The organism is Kitasatospora sp. NPDC096140 (assembly GCF_040303045.1).
Taxonomy (GTDB): Bacteria; Actinomycetota; Actinomycetes; order Streptomycetales; family Streptomycetaceae; genus Kitasatospora.
Genome location: NZ_JBEOUW010000041.1, coordinates 50,203 through 71,282 on the forward strand (window position 1 = coordinate 50,203; position 21,080 = coordinate 71,282).

At 74.0% G+C, this 21,080-nt stretch carries 21 protein-coding genes; 9 read left to right on the plus strand and 12 right to left on the minus strand.

Annotated features, from left to right (window positions below):
- Window positions 1-144: 144 nt before the first annotated feature.
- Window positions 145-1,194, minus strand: coding sequence for a fatty acid desaturase family protein (locus ABT048_RS32475; RefSeq protein WP_350525145.1), 1,050 nt, complete (start codon window positions 1,192-1,194; stop codon window positions 145-147).
- Between the two features lie 156 nt (window positions 1,195-1,350).
- On the opposite strand from ABT048_RS32475, the gene ABT048_RS32480 reads away from it, so the two are divergent.
- On the plus strand, window positions 1,351-2,079 hold the full coding sequence (locus tag ABT048_RS32480; RefSeq protein ID WP_350525146.1) for a dienelactone hydrolase family protein: 729 nt from the start codon (window positions 1,351-1,353) through the stop codon (window positions 2,077-2,079).
- Window positions 2,080-2,156: 77 nt separating this feature from the next.
- On the opposite strand, the gene ABT048_RS32485 is transcribed toward ABT048_RS32480, so the two are convergent.
- From ABT048_RS32485 to ABT048_RS32495, 3 genes are all read right to left on the minus strand, one after another.
- Window positions 2,157-2,912, minus strand: a complete 756-nt coding sequence (locus ABT048_RS32485; RefSeq protein WP_350525147.1) for an HNH endonuclease — start codon at window positions 2,910-2,912, stop codon at window positions 2,157-2,159.
- 5 nt (window positions 2,913-2,917) lie between these two features.
- The gene (locus tag ABT048_RS32490; protein WP_350525148.1) at window positions 2,918-4,387 is read right to left on the minus strand and encodes an AAA family ATPase; all 1,470 of its coding nucleotides are present in this window, start codon (window positions 4,385-4,387) and stop codon (window positions 2,918-2,920) included.
- Window positions 4,388-4,498: 111 nt separating this feature from the next.
- Window positions 4,499-5,095, minus strand: coding sequence for a TetR/AcrR family transcriptional regulator (locus ABT048_RS32495; protein ID WP_350525149.1), 597 nt, complete (start codon window positions 5,093-5,095; stop codon window positions 4,499-4,501).
- 81 nt (window positions 5,096-5,176) lie between these two features.
- Here ABT048_RS32495 and ABT048_RS32500 point away from each other — a divergent pair, with 81 nt between their 5' ends.
- Window positions 5,177-6,049, plus strand: coding sequence for an alpha/beta fold hydrolase (locus ABT048_RS32500; RefSeq protein ID WP_350525150.1), 873 nt, complete (start codon window positions 5,177-5,179; stop codon window positions 6,047-6,049).
- Window positions 6,050-6,196: 147 nt separating this feature from the next.
- Window positions 6,197-6,943 carry a hypothetical protein gene (locus ABT048_RS32505; protein WP_350525151.1) on the plus strand — a complete coding sequence of 249 codons (747 nt, stop codon included), beginning with the start codon at window positions 6,197-6,199 and terminating at the stop codon, window positions 6,941-6,943.
- Between the two features lie 50 nt (window positions 6,944-6,993).
- Here ABT048_RS32505 and ABT048_RS32510 read toward each other — a convergent pair whose 3' ends face one another.
- On the minus strand, window positions 6,994-7,605 hold the full coding sequence (locus ABT048_RS32510; RefSeq protein WP_350525152.1) for a TetR/AcrR family transcriptional regulator: 612 nt from the start codon (window positions 7,603-7,605) through the stop codon (window positions 6,994-6,996).
- Between the two features lie 125 nt (window positions 7,606-7,730).
- Window positions 7,731-8,504 (minus strand): SDR family NAD(P)-dependent oxidoreductase, encoded by a 774-nt coding sequence (locus tag ABT048_RS32515; RefSeq protein ID WP_350525153.1) that lies wholly within the window; start codon window positions 8,502-8,504, stop codon window positions 7,731-7,733.
- Window positions 8,505-8,662: 158 nt separating this feature from the next.
- Between ABT048_RS32515 and ABT048_RS32520 the strand changes: the two genes are divergently transcribed.
- Window positions 8,663-9,298: an NAD(P)-dependent oxidoreductase gene (locus tag ABT048_RS32520; RefSeq protein WP_350525154.1), complete on the plus strand. Its 636-nt coding sequence runs from the start codon at window positions 8,663-8,665 to the stop codon at window positions 9,296-9,298.
- Between the two features lie 98 nt (window positions 9,299-9,396).
- Here ABT048_RS32520 and ABT048_RS32525 read toward each other — a convergent pair whose 3' ends face one another.
- Window positions 9,397-10,377 (minus strand): hypothetical protein, encoded by a 981-nt coding sequence (locus ABT048_RS32525; protein ID WP_350525155.1) that lies wholly within the window; start codon window positions 10,375-10,377, stop codon window positions 9,397-9,399.
- A gap of 183 nt (window positions 10,378-10,560) precedes the next feature.
- On the opposite strand from ABT048_RS32525, the gene ABT048_RS32530 reads away from it, so the two are divergent.
- Window positions 10,561-13,062: a helicase-associated domain-containing protein gene (locus ABT048_RS32530; protein WP_350525156.1), complete on the plus strand. Its 2,502-nt coding sequence runs from the start codon at window positions 10,561-10,563 to the stop codon at window positions 13,060-13,062.
- A 48-nt stretch (window positions 13,063-13,110) separates the two neighbouring features.
- Here ABT048_RS32530 and ABT048_RS32535 read toward each other — a convergent pair whose 3' ends face one another.
- Window positions 13,111-13,362 carry a hypothetical protein gene (locus ABT048_RS32535; protein ID WP_030235101.1) on the minus strand — a complete coding sequence of 84 codons (252 nt, stop codon included), beginning with the start codon at window positions 13,360-13,362 and terminating at the stop codon, window positions 13,111-13,113.
- A gap of 99 nt (window positions 13,363-13,461) precedes the next feature.
- Here ABT048_RS32535 and ABT048_RS32540 point away from each other — a divergent pair, with 99 nt between their 5' ends.
- Window positions 13,462-13,863, plus strand: a complete 402-nt coding sequence (locus tag ABT048_RS32540; protein WP_350525157.1) for a hypothetical protein — start codon at window positions 13,462-13,464, stop codon at window positions 13,861-13,863.
- Window positions 13,864-13,945: 82 nt separating this feature from the next.
- On the plus strand, window positions 13,946-15,583 hold the full coding sequence (locus tag ABT048_RS32545; protein WP_350525158.1) for a DNA repair helicase XPB: 1,638 nt from the start codon (window positions 13,946-13,948) through the stop codon (window positions 15,581-15,583).
- Window positions 15,584-15,637: 54 nt separating this feature from the next.
- Here the strand turns inward: ABT048_RS32545 and ABT048_RS32550 are convergent, their stop codons facing one another.
- Window positions 15,638-15,799 (minus strand): hypothetical protein, encoded by a 162-nt coding sequence (locus ABT048_RS32550; RefSeq protein WP_350525159.1) that lies wholly within the window; start codon window positions 15,797-15,799, stop codon window positions 15,638-15,640.
- A 314-nt stretch (window positions 15,800-16,113) separates the two neighbouring features.
- Between ABT048_RS32550 and ABT048_RS32555 the strand changes: the two genes are divergently transcribed.
- On the plus strand, window positions 16,114-18,165 hold the full coding sequence (locus ABT048_RS32555; RefSeq protein WP_350525160.1) for a HelD family protein: 2,052 nt from the start codon (window positions 16,114-16,116) through the stop codon (window positions 18,163-18,165).
- 88 nt (window positions 18,166-18,253) lie between these two features.
- On the opposite strand, the gene ABT048_RS32560 is transcribed toward ABT048_RS32555, so the two are convergent.
- From ABT048_RS32560 to ABT048_RS32570, 3 genes are read right to left on the minus strand one after another with little or no spacing between them, the layout of a single operon-like run.
- Window positions 18,254-18,940: a copper homeostasis protein CutC gene (locus ABT048_RS32560; protein ID WP_350525161.1), complete on the minus strand. Its 687-nt coding sequence runs from the start codon at window positions 18,938-18,940 to the stop codon at window positions 18,254-18,256.
- Window positions 18,941-18,994: 54 nt separating this feature from the next.
- Window positions 18,995-19,975, minus strand: coding sequence for a hypothetical protein (locus ABT048_RS32565; RefSeq protein WP_350525162.1), 981 nt, complete (start codon window positions 19,973-19,975; stop codon window positions 18,995-18,997).
- Window positions 19,972-20,355: a PadR family transcriptional regulator gene (locus ABT048_RS32570; protein WP_350525163.1), complete on the minus strand. Its 384-nt coding sequence runs from the start codon at window positions 20,353-20,355 to the stop codon at window positions 19,972-19,974. Before ABT048_RS32570 ends, ABT048_RS32565 begins: the two co-directional genes overlap by 4 nt.
- 63 nt (window positions 20,356-20,418) lie before the next feature.
- On the opposite strand from ABT048_RS32570, the gene ABT048_RS32575 reads away from it, so the two are divergent.
- Window positions 20,419-21,054 (plus strand): HD domain-containing protein, encoded by a 636-nt coding sequence (locus ABT048_RS32575; RefSeq protein WP_350525164.1) that lies wholly within the window; start codon window positions 20,419-20,421, stop codon window positions 21,052-21,054.
- The last annotated feature ends 26 nt before the right edge of the window (window positions 21,055-21,080 follow it).

Sequence of the window (21,080 nt, forward strand, 5' to 3'; positions counted from 1 at the left end):
TGCGCGGGGGCGGGCCCCCCGGCCCCGCGCGCGCCCCCGGGTTTGGGGGGGCCCCCGGCGGCCCCGCGGCGGCGGCCCCGGGCTTGAACGGGAGTGGGAAGTCGGCCCCGCCGACTTCCCACTCCCGTCCCTCGACCCGCGCACTCACTCGCCGAAGCGGATCGGCTCCCCCGTCCGGTGCAGGTGCGCGAAGATCTCGCGGTACGACCGCAGCAGGCCCGTCTCGTAGTACGGGATCCCCTCCTCCGCGCAGAACTCCCGGGTGATCCGGGCGGCCCGCCCGAGCGCGGGGGTCGGCATGCTGGGGAACAGGTGGTGCTCCACCTGGTAGTTGAGGCCGCCCATCACCGCGTCGATGACCACGCCACCGCGCACGTTGCGCGAGGTGAGCACCTGGCGGCGCAGGAAGTCCAGCTTCATCTCCGGCGTCACCATCAGCATGCCCTTGTGGTTCGGGGCGAAGACCGCGCCCAGGTACACCCCGAGCAGCGCCTGGTGCACGGCCAGGAACGCGATCGCCTTGCCCGCCGGCAGCGCCGCGAACACCAGCCCGAAGTACGCCGCGAAGTGCACGACCAGCAGCACGCCCTCCAGCACCGGGCGCTTCATCGTCGGGCTGCGCAGCGCGCGGAAGCTGTTGAAGCTGAGGTTGAGGCCCTCCAGCAGGAGCAGCGGGACGAACAGGAACGCCTGTCGGCGCCCGATGAACCGCGCGATCCCGCTCGCCTGCCGGGCCTGCCGCTGGGACCACACGAGGAGGTCGGGCGCGACGTCCGGGTCCCGCTCCTCGTGGTTCGGGTTGGCGTGGTGGCGGGTGTGCTTGTTCATCCACCAGCCGTAGCTCATGCCCATCAGCAGGTTGGCGGCGATCCGGCCGCCGATCTCGCTCGGCAACCGGCGACTGAACACCTGGCGGTGCGCCAGATCGTGTGACAGCAGGGCGACCTGGGCGAACACGACGGACATCGCCGCCGCCAGGCCGAGCTGCCACCAGGTGTCGCCCAGCGCGAACAGGGCCCACCAGCCGCCGAGGAACGCGGCGAGCACCAGGGCCGTGCGCGCGGCGTAGTAGCCGGGGCGCCGGTCGAGCAGGCCCTCGGCGGCCATCCGGCGGCTCAGTCGGGCGAAGTCGCTGCCGGCGCTCTCGGCCTGCGGGGCGGGGGCGACGGTCATCGTCACGGGCTGTGTGGGCATGGCCCCGAGTCTGGTTCGGCGGGGTGGCCCGGAGAACGGGGAAAGCACCCGTCCCGTACGGGTGTTAACCCCCGCCCGGCGAGGGGGGCGGCCCCCGCCGCGGCGACCGTCTACGATGTCCGCCGAAACCATCCGACCTGCACCACGGGGGAACTGATGACGGGTCACTGGCAGGAGATCGGGACGCCGGGCGGCATCGAGGCCTACGTCCACCACCCGGAGGGCCAGGTCCGCGGCGCGGTCGTGGTCTGCTCCGAGCTGTACGGGGTCAACGCCTACGTCCGCGGGATCTGCGCCGAGCTGGCCGCCCTCGGGTACGTCGCGCTGGCACCGGACTTCTACTGGCGCAGCGCCCGCCGCACCGAACTCGGCTACAGCGCCGAGGAGCGCGAGGCCGGTCTCGTCCTGATGCGCGCCCTGGACCGCGACCAGCTGGTGGCCGACGCCGCCGACGCGCTGGCCGCGGCGCGCGGGGCGGCGGACGGCCACGGGGTGGCCTTCCTCGGCACGAGCATGGGCGGCCACATCGCCGTCCGCGCGGCCACCGAGCTGCGCTTCGAGCTGGCCGCCGTGTTCTACCCGGGCTGGATGCTCAACTCCGGCTTCCCGCTGGTCGGCCCGGTCCCGCCGCTGGAGACCGCCGACCGCATCGCCGCCAACGGCGTGTTCCTGCTGGGCTTCAACGGCGACCAGGACCACATCCTGCCGCTCGCCGAGTGGCAGGCGGTCGAGGAGAAGCTCACCGAGGCCGGGGTCGTCCACGAGCTGGTCACCTACCCGGGCGCCGGGCACGGCTTCGCGGCCGACCGCGCCGACGGGCACGACGCCGCGGCCACCGAGGACGCCTGGCAGCGCATCCATCGGGCGCTGGCCAAGCACCTGTAGGCGCCACGCACCGGCCCGCACCGGCCGCGCCCCCGCCGGCCCCTCGCGCTCGTCGGCGCGCGGGGCCGGCGGGTGTCCTAGACGGAGATCCGAAGTTCGTTCTGCACACCGGGCGAGCGCAGGATGTCCAGCAACCGGGCGTTGTCGCGGATCCCGGCGAAGAGCAGGTCGGCTTCGCTTCTCACGGCTTGCCTCAGCATCGCCTGGAACACTCCGGCGAAGGGCTGGTCACGGATCACGCTCAGTGCGTGGGACATCTCGTCGGGGAGCCCGCGGTCCCGGGCGGTCCACCACCGCTCAAGGGCGAGGGACATCACGTTCCGTGCGTGGCGGCGGGCCTCGGGGCGTTTGTCGGCGTTGAGTCCGCACGTGCTGACGGTGTACTCGCCTCGGGGGCTCAGACCGCAGTACTCGCCCGTGTCCAGGACCAGGTGGAGGTGGACGAACGGGTCCTCGACCGTCGGGTTGACGAGCATGGGGATCCCCGTGTCGTCGACCGCGTGCGCACCCTTCTTGAACCTGCTGTTGCACGTACTGCAGGCCAGGAGGTAGTTCAACCACGAGAAGGCCTGCAGCGGATCGACATTGATCGGCACGTAGTGGTCTATGTGATCCGCCAGGTTCTGGCCGCAGTACATGCAGCAGTCATGCCCCGGCGCCATCTCCTTGAGCCTGCCGAGTGCGGGCGCGTACGCGTCCCTTCTGAAGGTCTTCCGCTTCCATGCCAGGTTGGCGGTCCTGACCTGCTCGACGGAACCGGTGGTCGCCGTGACCTCCCTGGTCAGCACGCCGAGCCTCAGCTCCACCGCACCGGGCAGCTCTAACCGACGCACCGGAATCACCGGTCACCGCCGCCGGACTCTCCGAGCAGCCTCGCCGAGATCTCGTCGACGCGCGTCACCGGAGAGCTCGCGAGACGCGTTTTGAGCTCCCGGAGAAGGACCAGTTCCTCCTCCGTCGCCCGGCCGGTGACGAGCTTCGTCTCCAGCTCCACCAGGCTCCTCCGGATGTCACGGGCCTTGGCGGAGTACGGGGTGTCCAGTCCGAAGAGGTCCGAGATGACCGCATCGTCGCCGGTGCCGTACACCACCCTTCGGTACAGGCCGGGTTCGACGATGCTCGGTGGACTCGTCTCGCCGGGGCCGGGCAGTCTGATGAGTCCGTTCTCGTCGGCGGCCTGGCAGATGTAGGGGCTGTGGGTCGTGACGATGAACTGCACCTGGGGGAAGTGCGCCTTCAGCCATGCGCCGATGCGCTGCTGCCACGACACGTGCAGGTGCGCGTCCACCTCGTCGATCAGCACCACCCCGGGGTGGCGGAGGGTGGGGGTGTCGTTCTCGTACACGACCCGGTGAAGGTCCGGATAGGGGTACGCGGCGAACATGCGCCGGATGATGTCGAGCACCAGCGCGACGACCGTCCGGTATCCGTCGCTCATCTGCCGGAGCGGGGTGGACCTGCCGGTCTCCTCGTTGGTGATCCAGAGCCCCTGGAGGTCGACCCGGGAGACCTTGTAGTGGTCCGGCAGGAGCCCGTCCTGGAGCAGCGCGAAGATCGACTCCAGGAGGTCCGTCGATCCGCTCTTCTTCTCGCCGCGCTGCAGGTCCTCAAGTCGTTGCATGTGGAGGCGGATGAGCCAGCTGACCGCTTCGGAAAGCGAGTCACGCTCGTTGAACAGGGTTCGGACGGCGAACAGCTTGTTCGCGTAGTCGGGGATTCTGCGGAAACCGACCTCCTCGGCATGCCGGGAGGCCCGGTCGTCCTCCTCGTTTCCCCCGGTCAAACGGCGAAATGGGCCGTATCCGGCAAGGAACCATCCTGGATACCCCACACCGGACCAGAGGACCTCTTCCAGTTCGGCGGACGCCTTGAAGGAAACGCGCGCGAACGACCGGCGCTCCTCGAATTCGGACTCGAAGCGCTCACTGATCTCGATCGGGAGCCGATCCCTGATCCCACGGGGAAGGATGCGCTCACCGCCCTTGCGCTTCACGGGCCCGGTCCTCCAGGCCATCTCGATCGCATCGACCGTGTCGTCCGGATATCCGGCGTCCCACAGCGAGTCGTTCGACACTTCGAGCCGGATGCTTCCCTGCTTCCGGTTCTCGGAGAGCCATCCTTCCAGCGAGTCCTCCACCTGCGACGCCAACCGCTGTCCGATGAGGCCGATCGCGATCGCCCGAAGAATCGTCGTCTTGCCTGATCCGTTGCGCCCGGCCAGGACTGTCCAGCCCGCGTGGCTCCCGTCCGGCCGAGAGAAGTCGAGTTCGAATTTCCGTCGACCGTCGAACCCTCGGATGCCGCTCATGGCCAGCTTATTTACATACATTCACGACTCCCATCCCACGGTCGTACGCGAGTGTATAGAGGTCCGCTGACGGCCCGGCAGTCCGTCCGCCGTGGCCGACCCGATCGTGTCTCACGGCGTCCGGAACAGCTCGTCCAGGTGGTAGGTGAGGATCGCCAGCGCCTCCTCGCCGTCGCGCTGGCCGCCCAGGACGCTGGATCCGAGGCCGTTGACCATGGCCAGCAGTCCGGCCGCGGACACCGCGGTGTCCCGGCGGGCGTCGATCTGCCCGGCCTCCTGCGCCGCGCGGAGCTGCTTGGCGAGGAAGCCCTCCAGCAGGGCCGGCGGCTGCGCGGCCTGCTTCTCCAGCACCGCGGGGTCGTTGAGCACCAGCGTGTAGTACGCGGCGTACGTCCTGGTGATCCGGCGGCTCTCGGCGTCCGTCGGCAGGATGCAGGACAGGATCGCGGTGACGACCTCCTGCGGTGCGCGCGCCTCGCCGATCCACCGTTCCATCCGAGCCTGGAGCTGGGCGCCGAGCCTGGTCAGGGCGTCGAGCAGCAGGCCCTCCTTGGTCGTGAAGTAGTACTGCACGAGCCGCAGCGAGACACCGGCCTCCGCCGCGACCGCCCGCATGCTGGCCGACTGCAGGCCCTCGGTGTCGGCGATGCGCAGCAGGGCCTCGGCGATCTGCCGCCGACGCTCTTCGTGCTCGACCTTCGCGGTCATGTTCCGACCTCCGTGGCGGGGCCCGACGGTCGGGGCCCTTCTTCTGGTACACCCGTATCATGCATGTGATACACATGTATCATGCGAATCAGCGAGTTCAGCAACGGCAAGGCCGAAGCCCGCTTCCGCACCGCGTACGAGCGCGCGCTGACCCGACTGTGGCCGGGCCCCCGGACGTCGCTCGACGTCCCCACCGGCTTCGGCACCACCCGGGTGCACCGCACCGGCCCCGCCGAGGGGCAGCCGATCGTCCTGCTGCCCGGCTCGGGCGGCAACGCGCTGATGTGGCACGGCCACCTCGACGACCTCGCCCGCCGGCACCCCGTCATCGCCGTGGACACCGTCGGCGAACCCGGCGCCAGCGTGCAGAGCGCCCCCGTCCGGGACGGGCGCGACGCCGCCGCCTGGCTGGAGGACCTCCTCGCCGGGCTCGACCTGCCGGCCGTCCACCTGGTCGGCTGCTCCTACGGCGGCTGGATCGCCCTCAACCACCGGATCCACCACCCCGGGCGGACCGCCACCCTCACCCTGGTCGACCCGGCGGGCCTGGCCGACCCCGGCCGCCGCTTCTACGCCTGGCTCATCGCCGGCGGCCTCGCCGCGTTGGCCCCGCGCCCGCTCCGGCCCCGACTGGCGGCACTGGTCGGCAACAGTGCGATCCTGGAGACCGAGCTGATGGCCCTGATGCGCGCCTCCCTGGGCTTCCGCCGCCGGCTGCCGCCGGCCACCACCCTCACCGACGAGGAACTCGGCCGCCTCCACGGCCCCGCGCACTTCCTGCTCGGCGAGCGCAGCGCCCTGCACGACGCCCGGGAGGCCGCCGCCCGGCTGCACCACCTCGTCCCGGACGCCCGGGTCACCCTGGTTCCGGGTGCGGGCCACGCCCTGCCGACCGACGACCCCGCCGCCGTCCTCGCCGTAATCCTCAGCACGGCTGCCGGGCAGGCCAGTTGACCCTCCGCGTCAACACGGGGAGGGGGAGCGGACGGTCGTTCAGGTGAATCTGCCGCGCTCCGGCCGGGAGCACCGGGCGGGCGGGAAGCCTCGTGCGTGACGGCCGCTCGTCCCGGGCGGCCGCACCGCACCACGGAGAGTCCCCCGATGCGCCTGTCCCCACGCTCCCCCGCCGCGCTCGCCGCCGCCGTCCTGACCGTCACCGCCCTGGTCGGCCCGGTTCCGGCCGCCACCGCCGGCATCGCGCCGCCGCCCCCGGCGGGCCGGTACCTGAACCTGCACCAGTGTGTCTACGCCGGCCCGTTCCTGCCGGACAGCTTCGATCTCATCACCACCCTCGTCCCGAGCCTGGACGGGCGCTTCAAGGCCGGAACGGACGTCTCCGACACCCCGGTCTCCGCCGCCGTGTGCGGCCCGGGGGACGGCAACTACACGCCCGACGTCTACACGGCCGCCGAGGGCTACGACCTGACGGCCGGCCGCTACCTCAACCTGCACCAGTGCGTCTTCTGGAGCGACTACGACAAGGACCACCTCACCACGACGGTCGGGACCACCGACGTCAAGTTCGTCGCCGGCACCAATGTCTCCAACACCCGTGACACCGCACCGAATTGCGGCGGAGGAGGCACCGACCTGCCCATCCCCCTGCTGTCGAGCGCCACGCCCCTGGACCTGACCGCCGGGCGGTACCTGAACCTGCACCAGTGCATGTACTACTACGCCGGCTACCACGACCACTTCACGACCTTCGCCCCGAGCGGGGACGGCCGGTTCAAGGCCGGGACGAACATCTCCGACACCCCCGACACCAAGCCCGCCTGCGGCGCCGGGGACGGTCGGTACCAGCTCGTCCCGGTGCTCTCCGGCGTCAAGGCGCTCCCGCTGCGCTGAGGCCCGGCGCCATGCCGCGCCGCGCCATGCCCCGCCGCCCCCCTACCCTCCTAACCCGCCGCCGCCCCCGGCCCGCCGAGGGCGGCGCGGACCAGGCGGGTGACGGCGGGAACGGCCGCGGCCGGCCCGTCCCCCGCGGTCGGCTCCACCTCCGCCGCCAGGGCGTCGTAGGTCTCGAAGGCGGTCAGGACGAACAGCAGGCCGGCCGCGTCCGGCGGGGCGGCGGGAAGGCGGCCGGTCAGGACCGCCGCGCCCTCCCGGCGCCGGGCGTCGCGGTCGGCGATGACCCGGCCGACCTCGTCGTCGAGGGCGGCGAGGGCGCGCAGCCGGCGGGTGCAGACCCGGTCGAACGCCCAGAAGCCGCCCATCACCTCGACGAAGCGGTCCACCGCCGCCCACGGGTCGGCCAGGGTGAACGCCTCGGCCAGCCGGGCCATGCCGCCCTGCTCGGCGAGGGCGTCGCAGACCGCCTCCAGCAGGCCCGTCTTGGAGCCGAACTGGTAGTACACGGTGGCCCGGGCGACGTCCGCGCGGCGGGCGACCGCGTCCAGCGAGAGCCCGCCGGTCTCCGCCAGGTGCACCCGGGCGGCCGCGACGATCCGGGCCCGGGTCTCGTCGACCTCCGCCTGCCGCTGTCCCATCCGGTAGGACCGGGGGCTCATCCCGCTCGCCTCCACTCGTTCCGCGTGTGCCGTCCGCGTGAACCGGAGGTTCCGCGTGAACTGGCAGTATCGCGCGAACCGGCGGGGTCGCCGGCCGGTTCACCCGCGCCGGGACGCCCCGGCACTCACACGATGACCCGGCCGCCGCTGACGTCCAGGGTCTGCCCGGTGATCCAGGACGAGGCGTCGGAGGCCAGGAACAGCGTGGCGGCGGCCAGGTCCTCCGGCTCGCCGAGGCGGCCCAGCGGGTGCGCGGCGGCGACCGTGGCCTGGACCTCCAGCGGCATCCGGGCCGCGGTCCGCTCGGTGCGGACGGCCCCGGGCGCGACCGCGTTGACCCGTACGCCCTCGCCGGCGACCTCCAGCGCCAGGTGGCGGGTGAACATCAGCACCCCCGCCTTGGCCGCGGCGTACGCGGCGGACGCCCCGCTGGGCAGTCGGCCCGCCGTCGAGGCCATGGTGACGATCGAACCGCTGCGCCGGGCCGAGAAGCCGGGCAGGAAGGCCCGGACGGTGAGGAAGGTGGCGGTGAGGTTGCCGTCCACGACGGCCCGCCAGTGCTCCTCGGTCTCGCGGACGGTCGGTACGGGGTAGCCGTCGCCGCCGGCGAACGCGGCCAGAACGTCGACCGGGCCGAGCTCCCGCTCGATCCGGGCCGCGGCGGCGTCGAGCGCCGCCGGGTCGGTGCAGTCGGCGACCAGTCCGAGCGCCCTGGCGCCCTCCGCCCGCAGTTCCGCGGCCACTTCCGCCAGCGCCGCCTCGTCCCGGCCGAGGACGGCCACGGCCGAGCCCTGACGGGCGAAGGCCCGGGCGGTCTCCGCGCCGATGCCGCGGCTGCCGCCGGTGATCACGACGACCCGGCCGTTCAGGTCGGGGTACCGCGCCTGTCGAACTCCCATGTCCCATCGCTCCTTCGGGCTTGCACTCGGGGCTTGCTCTCACGGTGTGCTGTGGTTCACTTGATTCATTCATACAGTCCGTCTGAATGAATCGCAAGGGCGAACCGCCGGGGCCGCACGGGCTCGCGGGGGAGCCCCGCGATCACAAGGAGGAACCGATGAGGATCGCAGTCGTGGGCGCCACCGGCCGTACCGGCCGCCTGGTGGTCGACCTCGCCCTGGCGGCCGGACACACCGTCACCGCCGTCGCGCGCACCCCCGCCCGGCTACCGGAGTTCGCGCACGGCACCCCGCGCACCGCGGCCGCCGACGTCCACGAACCCGCGTCGCTGCTGGCACCGCTGGACGGCCAGGACGTCGTCGTCGCCGCCCTCGGCACCACCGGCCGCCGGGCCACCACCGTCTTCTCCGACGGCGCCCGGGCCCTGACCGCCGCCGTGCGGGCCGGCGGCGGCGCGCACCTGGTGACCATGGGCTCGGCGGGGCTGGACCCCAGCCGGCTCCCGCTCGCCCAACGGGTGGTGACCAGGCTCGTGGTCGACCGCTTGTACCGGGAGATCCACCACGACCTGGCCCGGATGGAGGAGGTGCTCGCCGAGTCGGACGTCGACTGGACGGTCGTCCGCGTGCCGATGCTCAAGGACGGGCCGTCGTCCGCCCACCCCCTGGTCTCCTACGACCGGCCGCTCCCCCGCGCCGGCACCGCCGCCCGCGCCACCGTCGCCCGCTGGATCACCGACCACCTCGGCGATCCGGACACCTTCCGCCGCCTCGTCCACCTCGCCGACGGCTGACCGCCCACGGCTGCGCACCGACCCCGCCGACCGCGCCGACCCGCCGACCGCGCCCCGCCGCCGGCCGACGGCCGACGGCCCCGGTGACCGCCGGCGCCTCAGCCCTGCTGCTGCGGCGGCCGGCGGCGCATGCCGACCAGCAGCAGGACCACCGCGGAGATCACCGCCGACAGCCGCAGCACGTTCGGGGCCGACGACCAGCTGATCTGGCCCAGCGGGGAGCCCGACTGCAGACCGCCGCCGCCCTGGGCGCCGCCCTGCTTGGCGTGCTGCATGCTGTACAGGGTGGTCGCGCTCATCGTGATCAGCGGAATGCCGAGGATCACGAACTTGCGCATCAGGTCAGAGAGTTGGCGGGACAGGTAGCCCAGGCCCCAGCCGGCCAGCATGACCGGGAAGAAGCCGGTGACGGCGCCGCCGACCAGCAGAGCACTGGAGAGCAGGATCAGCGGGGACGCCTTGCGGGCACCCGCGTCCTTGCCCGCCGCCCCCTTTCCGGCACCCTTCCCGGCCGCCTTCCCCGCCGCCTTCCCGCCCGCGGGAGCCCCGGGCGCGCCGACGGCGGCCTGCGGAGCCGCCTTGCCCTTGGTCAGGCGCAGCTTCCCCGCCCGCCGCGCCGCCTTCGGGTCCGCCCCGGGCCCCGCCGGCTGCGCCGCGGCCCCGGCCTCGGCAGACCCGTCGGCCGGTTCCGGCGCACGCTGCCCGGGGAGCGGCCCCGGCGCGGGCTCCGGCCCGTCCGAGAAGTCGAACACCGTCATGGTCCACGGGCCGGTGCTGCTCACCGTCGGCGGCGGGATCGCGGACGCCCGCCGCTCGGCCTCGACCGCGTCCGGCGGGTTCAGCGGGACGGACGGGATCCCGGCCGCACTCGGCGCCGGGGGGTCGTACACGCTGTCAGGATCCGACGCGGGCACGGGCGGCACCGACGGCGCAGGCGGCACGGACAGGGCGCCCGCGGCGGCCGGTACGCCCGCCCCGGCGCCCGGAACGGCACCGCCCGGTGCGGTCCGGTCCTCCGCACCCCCGGCCGGGCGCTCGCTCCACGGCCCGCTCTTGCGCCACCACTCGCCGTCCGTCATCTCCGACACCCCGCCTCGCCCGGCCCGCCCTTGGAGAGCGCGGCCGCCCACCGAACCGCCCTCGGCGTGACGCTACCCACCCCGCCCCCGCCCACGCGAGTCCGGCCGCCGGGGCGGAGCGGCCGCCGGTCCGGCGGTGCGCGGGACACCACGCCGTCGGCCCGCCCGACTAACCTAGGTCGAATGACCACACAGCAGGGCCCCCAACGCCGGGGCCGGTCCACCACCGGCCCGCGCACCCTCGCCGAGGAGCTGCGCGCCCGTCCCGACGACGCGCTCGCCGCCCTGCTCCGCTCCCGCCCCGACCTGCTGAACCCCGTCCCCGGCGACCTCACCCAGCTGTCCGCCCGGCTCTCCTCGCGCGCCTCCGCACTGCGCGCCCTGGAGCGACTGGACCGCTTCACCCTGCAGGTCGCCGAGGCACTGGCCACCACCCCGGACGGCACCTCCGTGACCACCGTCCGCTCCCTGCTGACCGGCCCGGCCAAGGTCAAGCCGCACCCCGGCGCGACCCCGCTCACCCCGGCCGACCGGTCCGCCGTCGCCGCCGCCCTGCCCCGCGCGATCGCCACCCTGCGCGACCGGGCACTGCTCTGGGGCCCGGACAACGGCCTGCGACTGGTCCTCGCCGTCCGCGAGGCGCTCGCGCCGACCGCCGCCAACCCCGGCCGCACCGGGCTCGGCCCGACCCTCGCCGACGCCACCGCCGGCACCTCCCCGGCCCGGCTGCAGCAACTGCTCGCCTCGGCCGGCCGGCCCGCCACCGCGGACCCGGTCACCGCCGTCGCCGCACTCACCGCGCTGCTCACCGACCGCACCCGCTGCGCCGCGCTGCTGGACACCGCCCCCGAGCCCGCGCTGCGGCTGCTCGACCGGCTGGTCTGGGGCCCGCCCACCGGCACCGTCCCGGACGCCGCCCGCCCGGTCACCGCCGAGGACGCGCAGAGCCCCGTCGAGTGGCTGCTCGCCCGCGGCCTGCTGCTGCCCACCAGCCCCGGCAGCGTCGTGCTGCCCCGCGAACTCGCCCTGCACCTGCGCGGCGGCCGCACCCACCGCACCGTCGAGCCGGTCCAGCCGGAACCCGCGCCCGCCGCCGCCCCGCGCGATCCACAGGCTGTGGACGGCGCCGCGGCCGGCCAGGCCCACACCGCCGTCAAGACCGTCGAGGAGCTGCTGGACGGCTGGGGCCTCACCCCGCCGCTCACCCTGCGGGCCGGCGGCCTCGGCGTGCGCGACCTCAAGCGCGCCGCCCAGGCCCTGGAGACCACCGAGCAGCAGGCCGCCTTCTGGCTCGAACTCGCCTACACCGCGGGCCTGCTGGCACCCGACGGCGAGGTGGACGAACGCTGGGCCCCGACCCCCGGCTACGACACCTGGCTGCAGCTCGACACCGCCGAACGCTGGTCCGTCCTCGCCACCGCCTGGCTCGCCGCCACCCGCGTCCCCGCCCTCGCCGGCAGCCCGGACGGCAAGGGCAAGGCGCGCGCCGCCCTCGGCCCCGAACTCGACCGCACCCTCGCCCCGGCCGTCCGCCGCGCCGCCCTCGCGCTGCTCGCCGAACTCCCGCCCGGCACCCCGGCCACCGCCGAGGACCTGCTCCCCACCCTGCGCTGGCAGCGCCCGCTGCGCGGGGGCCCGACCGGCCAGGACGGCCGCGAGCTGCGCGACGACCTCACCGCCTGGACCCTCGCCGAGGCCGAACTGCTCGGCGTCACCGGCCGCGGCGCCCTCGCCGCCCCCGCCCGCGCCCTGCTCACCGCCGAGGCCGACCCGGCCGAGGTGCTCGCCCCGCTGCTCCCGCAGCCGCTGGACCACGTGATCCTCCAGCCGGACCTCACCGCGATCGCCCCCGGCCCGCTGCTCACCCCGCTCGCCCACGCCCTCGCCCTGTGCGCCGACATCGAGTCCAAGGGCGGCGCCACCGTCTACCGCTTCACCCCGGCGTCCGTCCGCCGCGCCCTGGACGCCGGACGCACCGCCGCCGACCTGCGCGCCTTCCTGGAGCAGCACAGCCGGACACCCGTCCCGCAGCCCCTCGCGTACCTGATCGACGACGTCGCCCGCCGGCACGGCATCCTGCGGGTCGGCGCCGCCTCCTCCTACCTGCGCTGCGACGACCCGTCCCTGCTGAACGAGGTGCTCGCCGACCGCCGCTCCGCCGACCTGCGGCTGCGGCTGCTCGCCCCCACCGTCCTCGCCTCCCAGGCCGCCCCGGACGTCCTGCTCGCCGCGCTGCGCACCATGGGCTACGCGCCGGCCGCCGAATCCGCCGAGGGCGACGTGCTGATCACCCGCCCGGACAGCCACCGCACCCCGCCCCGGACGGCGCCCGTACCCGTCCCCGACGGCCCGCCCACCCCCGACGACACCCTGCTCGCCGCCGCCATCAAGGCCATCCGGGCCGGTGACCGCGCCGCCACCGCCGCCCGCCGCGAGCCCACGCCCGACCCGCTCCGGCTCCCCCGCACGGCCGCCGCCGAGACCCTGGCCGCCCTCCAGACGGCCGTCCTCCTCGGCGAGCGGATGTGGATCGGCTACCTAAACGCCGAGGGCATCGCCAGCCAGCGCATCATCGACCCGGTCAAGGTCGAAGGCGGCTTCGTCACCGCCTTCGACCACCACGCCGACGAACTGCGCACCTTCGCCCTGCACCGCATCACCGGCGTCGCCGAGCTCCAGGAGTAGCCGCCGGCCGCCTGCGGACCGCCGTGCGGGGACGGGGGCGACGGCGTATCAGTGCCCCTGCGACTCCTTCATCTTCTCCTTGACGGCCTGGTCCGCCAGGCTGCCGATCTGCCCCTGCCCGACCGGCAGTTCACCCCCGGTGACGGTGTCCGCGAGCAGGAAGCCCGGCGCCGCGAGCAGGCCGCCGGGCCCCTCGCCGATGCCCGCGAGGGCGTGGGCGGAACCGGCCGAGGAGGCGGTGGCGGCGAAGGCCGTGCCCATCAGGGCGAGGGCGGTGAGAACGCGCTTCGACTTCTTCATGACCAGCTCAACGAGCGAGTGCGCACGGTGGTCACTCGTAGCGTTGCCGGGCCCCCGGTGCGGGCGCAGTCTGGAGTGGGGGATTCCTAAGGAGGCATCATGCTCGGCGATCGGATAGCGGAGCTCACCACCACGGAAACCGGCCGACGGGTCCTCGCCACGGTCGGCGGTCCCGCGCTGGAGGTCTCGATGACCGGCACCGGGCAGCTGCTCGGCCACCAGGTCCGGGAGTTCGTCAGCTACGAGTCCGAGCTGCGGCCCGACGGCTCGCTGTTCGGCGAGGGCCAGGGCGTCGGCATGACGGACAAGGGCGAGACGTACAGCTGGCACGGCAGCGGCATCGGCCACTTCACCGAGGGCGGCGCGGTCAGCTGGCGCGGCAGCATCTTCTTCGAGAGCACCGCCGACGCGTTCCTGCGCCTCAACGACCTGGTCGGCCTGTTCGAGTTCGACAACGATCCCCAGGGCAACGGCAAGTCCGTCCTGTTCGAATGGAAGTAGCCCGTCCACGTTCCCGGCGGAATGCGCGACACTGGAGGGTCTGCGTCAATCCACCCTGTCAGCCAGTGGAGGGCTCCCCCGCGTGAACGACGGACCGCTCATCGTCCAGAGCGACAAAACTCTTCTCCTGGAGATCGACCACCCCAAGGCCGCCGACTGCCGCCGCGCCATCGCGCCGTTCGCCGAGCTGGAGCGGGCACCCGAGCACGTGCACACGTACCGGGTGACCCCGCTCGGGCTGTGGAACGCGCGCGCGGCCGGCCACGACGCCGAGCAGGTGGTGGACGCCCTGGTGACGTACTCGCGCTACCCGGTGCCGCACGCGCTGCTGGTGGACGTGGCCGACACCATGGGCCGCTACGGCCGGCTCCAGCTGCTCAAGCACCCGACGCACGGACTGGTCCTCGCCACCACCGACCGGCCGGTGCTGGAGGAGGTGCTGCGCTCCAAGAAGATCGCCCCGCTGGTCGGCGCCCGGGTCGACCCGGACACCGTGGTGGTGCACCCCTCCGAGCGCGGGCAGATCAAGCAGGTGCTGCTCAAGCTCGGCTGGCCCGCCGAGGACTTCGCCGGGTACGTGGACGGCGAGGCGCACCCGATCGACCTGGAGGAGGACGGCTGGCAGCTGCGCCCGTACCAGGCGCAGGCCGTCGAGGGCTTCTGGCACGGCGGCTCCGGCGTCGTCGTGCTGCCCTGCGGCGCCGGCAAGACGCTGGTCGGCGCGGCCGCGATGGCCGAGGCCAAGTCGACCACGCTGATCCTGGTCACCAACACCGTCTCGGCCCGCCAGTGGAAGCACGAGCTGGTCAAGCGCACCTCGCTCACCGAGGACGAGATCGGCGAGTACAGCGGCACCAGGAAGGAGATCCGCCCGGTCACCATCGCCACCTACCAGGTGATGACCACCAAGAAGAAGGGCGTCTACGCGCACCTGGAGCTCTTCGACGCCCGCAACTGGGGCCTGGTGGTCTACGACGAGGTGCACCTGCTGCCCGCCCCGGTGTTCAAGTTCACCGCCGACCTGCAGGCCCGCCGCCGGCTCGGCCTGACCGCCACGCTGGTGCGCGAGGACGGCCGCGAGGGCGACGTGTTCAGCCTGATCGGCCCCAAGCGCTTCGACGCTCCGTGGAAGGAGATCGAGGCGCAGGGCTACATCGCGCCCGCCGACTGCTGCGAGGTCCGCGTCACCCTAACCGACTCCGAGCGGCTCGCCTACGCGACCGCCGAGCCGGAGGAGCGCTACCGCTTCTGCGCCACCACGGCGACCAAGCGGCGGGTGGTGGAGGCGCTGGTCAGGAAGCACGAGAAGGACCAGACGCTGATCATCGGCCAGTACATCGACCAGCTGGACGAGCTCGGCGAGGCCCTGGACGCCCCGGTGATCAAGGGCGAGACCAGCAACGCCCAGCGCGAGAAGCTCTTCGACGCCTTCCGGAACAAGGAGATCGGCGTCCTGGTGGTCTCCAAGGTCGCGAACTTCTCGATCGACCTGCCCGAGGCGACGGTGGCCATCCAGGTCTCCGGGACCTTCGGCTCCCGCCAGGAGGAGGCCCAGCGGCTCGGCCGCGTGCTGCGCCCCAAGGCGGACGGCCACGCGGCCCACTTCTACTCGGTGGTCGCCCGGGACACCGTGGACCAGGACTTCGCCGCCCACCGGCAGCGCTTCCTGGCCGAGCAGGGCTACGCGTACCGGATCATCGACGCGGACGACGTGCTGTAGCCGGACGGCCCCGCGGCAGACGGCCCAGCAGCGGACGGCCCGGCTGCGGACGACTCAGTAGCGGACACCGTCGCGCCCGAGGAAGATCACGCGCGCGGCGGTGTCCAGGGCGATGCCGACGTTGCGGACGGCGGTGCTCAGCGGATTGCGGTGGCGGCCCTGGACGGCGGTCGCGCCGGCCGGGCCCGAACGGGAGGTGCGGTTCTGGGTGCTCATGTCTTCAACGGTAGGCACCCGACCGGCCGAGGGCATCACTCCAAAGGCCGTACCCGCCGGGACGGAGGTCGTCCTCCGGGTGTACGGGCGACCCCGGGGCCGGGGTAGGGGCAACCCCGAGACCTGCCCGGCTGGAACCCCGGACCGGACGGGTCTAGGATCGTCCGTCTGCCCCCTCCCGAACCGTGGTACCTGCTGAAGTCCCGCAGGCAGCCGGGGGAGGCGTCGACCGTTCGGCAACCGGTCGGCTGTACCCCACCGTGAGCTCCATCGATCCGCTGCGCCCGCCACCGGGGCAGCCGGGAAGGTTCGCTGTGCCCGCCACCCCCACCACCGACCCCCTCCAGCGCGAACGCGACCACCTGGCGTCGTCCCGGGCAGCGCTGCGAGCGATGCGCGAGGACGTCGAGTCCCTGGACCTGCGCGACGTGACCGGCACCTGGGTGTCCGCCGTCGTCCTGCAGAACCAGATCGAGGCCAGGATCGCCGCCCTGGCCGACCTCTCCCACACCCCGCTGTTCTTCGGCCGCCTCGACTACCTGCACGCGATCAGCGAGGAGCTGAGCGAGGGCGGCGGCGGAGAGAACTTCTACATCGGCCGCCGCCACGTCCACGACGCCGACGGCGACCCGATGGTGATCGACTGGCGCGCGCCGGTCTCCCAGCCGTTCTACCGGGCCACCCGCACCGATCCGATGGACGTCGAGCGCCGCCGCCGCTTCGGCTACACCGGCGGCGAGCTCACCGCCTACGAGGACGAGCACCTCACCGACCCGGCCGAGGAGGAGACCTCCTCCGCCCTGCTCGCCGCCGAGATCGAGAAGCCCCGCGTCGGCCCGATGCGCGACATCGTCGCCACCATCCAGCCCGAGCAGGACGAGATCGTCCGCTCCGACGTCACGGGCACCATCTGCGTCCAGGGAGCGCCGGGCACCGGGAAGACCGCCGTCGGCCTGCACCGCGTCGCCTACCTGCTGTACGCGCACCGCGAGCGCCTGGCCCGGACCGGCACCCTGGTGATCGGGCCGAACAACGCCTTCCTCTCCTACATCGAGCAGGTCCTCCCGGCCCTCGGCGAGCTGGACGTCGCCCAGGCCACCGTGCAGCAGCTGGTCGGACACGTCGAGGTGCGCGGCGAGGACACCCCGGAGGCGGCCCGGCTGAAGGGCGACGCCCGGATGGCCGAGGTGCTGCGCCGGGCGGTGCGGGCCGGCATCACGCTGCCCACCGAGCCCTGCGTGGTGATCCGCGGCTCCCGCCGCTGGCGCGTACCGGTGTACGAACTCACCGAGATCATCGAGGAGTTGAAGGGCCGCGAGGTGCGCTACGGCGCCGCCCGCGACGCCCTGCCGCAGCGCATCGCGCACGCCGTGCTGCTGAAGATGGAGCAGGGCGGCGAGGCCCCGGACGACCGGGTGCAGGACGCGGTGGCGCGCAACGGCGCGGTCAAGGCGGTGGTCAAGGAGTGCTGGCCCGCCGTCGACCCGGCGAAGCTGGTGCTGCGGTTGCTCTCCGAGCCGGCGTTCCTGGCCGGGTGCGCCGAGGGCGTGCTGACGCCCGAGGAGCAGCAGGCGGTGCTGTGGCCCAAGCCCGGCCGCTCGGTGAAGACCGCCCGCTGGACTCCGGCCGACGCCGTCCTGGTGGACGAGGCCACCGACCTGGTGCAGCGCACGCCCTCGCTCGGCCACGTCGTGCTGGACGAGGCGCAGGACCTCTCCCCGATGCAGTACCGCGCGGTCGGCCGCCGCTGCACCACCGGCTCGGCCACCGTCCTCGGCGACCTCGCCCAGGGCACCACCCCGTGGGCGACGGAGAGTTGGCCGGACGCGCTGCACCACCTGGGCAAGCCGGAGGCGCACATCGAGGAGCTGACCAAGGGCTTCCGGGTGCCGGAGGAGGTCATCGCGTACGCCTCCCGGCTGCTCCCGGAGATCGCCCCGGGCCTGGCCCCGGCCACCTCGGTCCGCGAGGCGCCCGGCTCGCTGGCGATCCGCCACGTCCCGGACGGGGAGCTGCCGGAGGCGGTCGTCGCCGCCTGCCGGGAGGCCCTGGAGCGCGAGGGCTCGACCGGCCTGATCGCCGCCGACGTCCGGATCCCGCTGCTCGCCGAGGCACTGGCCGCGGCCGGCCTGCCGCACCTCTCCCCCGGCACCGAGACCAGCGCCGAGGCCCGGCTGACCCTCGTGCCGGCCTCGCTGGCCAAGGGTCTGGAGTACGACTACGTGGTGCTGGACGAGCCCGCCGCGGTGATCGCCGGCGAGCCCGACGAGCGGTCCGGCCTGCGGCGGCTGTACGTGGCGCTGACCCGCGCCGTCTCCGGGCTGACGGTCCTGCACGCCGAGCCGCTGCCGGACCGGCTCCGCTGACGACGCGGAGAAGGGCCGGGCCGCGAACGGCCCGGCCCCCTTCTCCGTGCGACGGGCACCGGCCGCCCGGCTGTCGGCGCTTCCACGCTCAGCCGTCGATCCGGGCCCGCCACTCGGCGACCTTGGCCGCGTCCACCGGCGTGTGCCAGCCGTCGACCCGCACCGCGCCGCCGACGTGGAAGGCGTCGAAGCCCTCGGCCCGCAGCTCCGCGAGGTGCTCGGCCCGCAGGCTGCCGCCGATCAGGATCCGCTGCCGGTGGCCGGGCCCGCCCGCCCGGGCCAGCTCGGCCGAGAGCACCCGGCGCCCGGCGTCCACCCCGGCGGCGGCTCCCGAGGTGAGGAAGGTGTCCAGCCCGGGCAGGGCGCCGACGGCGGCCCGCAGGGCGGCCCGGTCGGCGCTGTGGTCGATCGCCCGGTGGAAGGTCCAGCGGCAGCCGGCCACCGCCTCGGCGACGGCCGCGGTGGCGGCCAGGTCGACGGCGCCGTCGGCGTCGAGGAAGCCGAAGACGAACTCCTCGGCGCCCTCGGCCCGCAGCTCGGCGGCCCGGGCGCACAGCCCGTCCAGGTCGCCGGGGGCGAAGCCGTCCCGGATCCGGAGCATGACGCGCAGCGGGATGCCGACGGCGGCCCGGATCCGGGCGAAGTCCTCGACGGCCGGGGTGAGCCCGTCGGCGGCCATGTCGGTGACCAGTTCGAGCCGGTCGGCGCCGCCCGACTCGGCGGCCTGGGCGTCCTGGGGCGTCAGCGCGATGACTTCGAAAATTGGTCTAGACATATCGACAGCCTGCCACACCCCACCGGACCGGACGAGACCGCCCCGGGCCGCGGGTCACGCCGCGGCGCGCTCCTGACCGGCGTCGCCGCCGGCCCCCGGACCGCCCGCGCCGCCCCGCCCGATCCGGTGCACCGCCACCGCGACGATCACCAGCAGCCCCACCACCGGCAGCGCGACCGGCAGCAGCTGCGAGATCCCGCGCGACTCCCGCCAGATGTTGAACAGGCTCGCGAACGTCGTCAGCGACAGCACCGCGACGCCCACGGCGGCCGGCAGCTCCCGCCCGCGCAACGCGGTGAAGGTCAGCAGCAGCGGCACCAGCAGCAGCACCACGAACCACTGCCGGTCCAGCGGGAAGGTGGTGTCGTCCCAGCGCTGGAGCGCCACCAGCAGCCCGCCCCCGGCCACCGCGCCCAGCACCGTCCCCCGGGTGCGCCAGGTCGGCCTCGGCAGCAGTTCCGTCGGCGCCGCGAGCAGCAGCACCGCGGCGAGCGCGGCCGGCAGGGTCGCCATGCCGACGTACCCCATCCACCACCAGTCGATGAACAACGGCCCGCCGAACGCCTGGGCCAGCACAGTCAGTCCGAGCACCGCCTGCACCAGCGCGATGACCCGCACGGCCGTCCAGCGCCCCAGCACCGCCGCCGCCCCCAGCAGCATCGCGGCCACCGCCGGCGCGAAGGTCATGGCGTACGAGGTGTACGAGCGGTCCCAGGTCAGCTGGAACGTGGCCCGGTCCGGGTCGGCGACCCAGGGCACCAGCCCGGAGCCGGCCAGCGCACCGGCGACCATCGGGGCGGCCAGCGCGAGCACGCGCCCGATCACCGAGGAGCCGGTCAGCCCGAGCCGCACCCGCAGCCCGTACGCGGCCAGGTCGAACACCTCCCGGGCGACGGCCGAGCGGTCCGCCTCCGCCGTGGCGTCGGCGAAGACCGCCACCATCTCGTCGCCGTTCACCCGCCGGTAGCCGGCCGGGAACAGCTGGAGCGCGGCCCTCAGCGCGGCCGGGGGCGCTCCGATCGTCGGCGTGGTCATGCGAGACCCCCTCCCCCCAGGGCCCGCCCCTCGGGCCCCGGCTTCCCCTTCAGCACCGAGCGGAGCGCGGCGAGCCGGCGTTCCGCCTCGGTGGCCACCGCCCGCAGCCGCGCGGCCTCGGCGGCCAGCGCACCGCGGCCGGCGTCCGTCAGCGCGTAGGTGCGCCGGGCACGGCCGTCCACCACCTCCTCGGCGGCGACCTCGATCAGGCCCTGGCCCAGCAGCCGGTCGAGCGCTCCGTAGAGCGTGCCGGTGCGCATCTTGACCCGGCCCTCCGAGATCACGGCGATCTCCTGGATGAGCGCGTAGCCGTGCCTCGGGGCATCGGCGAGCGCGGTGAGCAGAAGCAGTGTCGGCTCCTGCATGGAGCGTTCTGTCATGGTCCACATATATCGCCCGACGGCATATACCGTCCACCTGAATCGCCGGACAGAATGGAACCCATGACGATCTCCGAGGAACTGCTCCCCGCCTGGACCGCCCTGCTGCACCGCTGCGACGCCGCGACCGACCCCGAACCGTACGGCCGGGAGCTGCTGCGCCGCTGGTCGGAGCCGCAGCGCCGGTACCACACCCGGGAACACCTGAGCGCGGTCCTGCGGCACGTCGACGACCTGGCCGGGCACGCCGCCGACCCGGACGCCGTCCGCCTCGCGGCCTGGTTCCACGACGCCGTCTACCGGCCCGACCGCAGCGAGAACGAGGAGCGCAGCGCCGCCCTGGCCGTCCGGGCCCTCACCGCCGCCGGCCTGCCCGCCGCCCGGGTGGCCGAGGTCGAACGGCTCGTCCTGCTCACCGTCACCCACGACCCCGCACCGGGCGACCGCGACGGCGAGGTGCTCTGCGACGCGGACCTCGCCGTCCTCGGCGGCACCCCCGAGGCGTACGCGGCGTACGCGGCCGCCGTCCGGGAGGAGTACGGCTTCGTCCCCGAGCCGGACTTCCGCGCCGGCCGCGCCGCCGTGCTGCGCGGGCTCTTGGCACTGCCCGCGCTCTACCGCACCCCCGCCGCCCGCGAGCGCTTCACGGACACCGCCCACGGCAACCTGGCGGCCGAACTCCGCCGCCTGGAGGGTTGAGCAGCCTCCCCCGGACCAGCCCCCTC

Excerpts from the sequence above, each read along its gene's own strand:
- ABT048_RS32475 (WP_350525145.1), bottom strand. The coding sequence starts at position 1,194 with ATGCCCACACAGCCCGTGACGATGACCGTCGCCCCCGCCCCGCAGGCC.
- ABT048_RS32480 (WP_350525146.1), top strand. The coding sequence starts at position 1,351 with ATGACGGGTCACTGGCAGGAGATCGGGACGCCGGGCGGCATCGAGGCC.
- ABT048_RS32490 (WP_350525148.1), bottom strand. The coding sequence starts at position 4,387 with ATGAGCGGCATCCGAGGGTTCGACGGTCGACGGAAATTCGAACTCGAC.
- ABT048_RS32495 (WP_350525149.1), bottom strand. The coding sequence starts at position 5,095 with ATGACCGCGAAGGTCGAGCACGAAGAGCGTCGGCGGCAGATCGCCGAG.
- ABT048_RS32500 (WP_350525150.1), top strand. The coding sequence starts at position 5,177 with ATGCGAATCAGCGAGTTCAGCAACGGCAAGGCCGAAGCCCGCTTCCGC.
- ABT048_RS32505 (WP_350525151.1), top strand. The coding sequence starts at position 6,197 with ATGCGCCTGTCCCCACGCTCCCCCGCCGCGCTCGCCGCCGCCGTCCTG.
- ABT048_RS32510 (WP_350525152.1), bottom strand. The coding sequence starts at position 7,605 with ATGAGCCCCCGGTCCTACCGGATGGGACAGCGGCAGGCGGAGGTCGAC.
- ABT048_RS32515 (WP_350525153.1), bottom strand. The coding sequence starts at position 8,504 with ATGGGAGTTCGACAGGCGCGGTACCCCGACCTGAACGGCCGGGTCGTC.
- ABT048_RS32520 (WP_350525154.1), top strand. The coding sequence starts at position 8,663 with ATGAGGATCGCAGTCGTGGGCGCCACCGGCCGTACCGGCCGCCTGGTG.
- ABT048_RS32525 (WP_350525155.1), bottom strand. The coding sequence starts at position 10,377 with ATGACGGACGGCGAGTGGTGGCGCAAGAGCGGGCCGTGGAGCGAGCGC.
- ABT048_RS32530 (WP_350525156.1), top strand. The coding sequence starts at position 10,561 with ATGACCACACAGCAGGGCCCCCAACGCCGGGGCCGGTCCACCACCGGC.
- ABT048_RS32535 (WP_030235101.1), bottom strand. The coding sequence starts at position 13,362 with ATGAAGAAGTCGAAGCGCGTTCTCACCGCCCTCGCCCTGATGGGCACG.
- ABT048_RS32540 (WP_350525157.1), top strand. The coding sequence starts at position 13,462 with ATGCTCGGCGATCGGATAGCGGAGCTCACCACCACGGAAACCGGCCGA.
- ABT048_RS32550 (WP_350525159.1), bottom strand. The coding sequence starts at position 15,799 with ATGAGCACCCAGAACCGCACCTCCCGTTCGGGCCCGGCCGGCGCGACC.
- ABT048_RS32560 (WP_350525161.1), bottom strand. The coding sequence starts at position 18,940 with ATGTCTAGACCAATTTTCGAAGTCATCGCGCTGACGCCCCAGGACGCC.
- ABT048_RS32565 (WP_350525162.1), bottom strand. The coding sequence starts at position 19,975 with ATGACCACGCCGACGATCGGAGCGCCCCCGGCCGCGCTGAGGGCCGCG.
- ABT048_RS32570 (WP_350525163.1), bottom strand. The coding sequence starts at position 20,355 with ATGACAGAACGCTCCATGCAGGAGCCGACACTGCTTCTGCTCACCGCG.
- ABT048_RS32575 (WP_350525164.1), top strand. The coding sequence starts at position 20,419 with ATGACGATCTCCGAGGAACTGCTCCCCGCCTGGACCGCCCTGCTGCAC.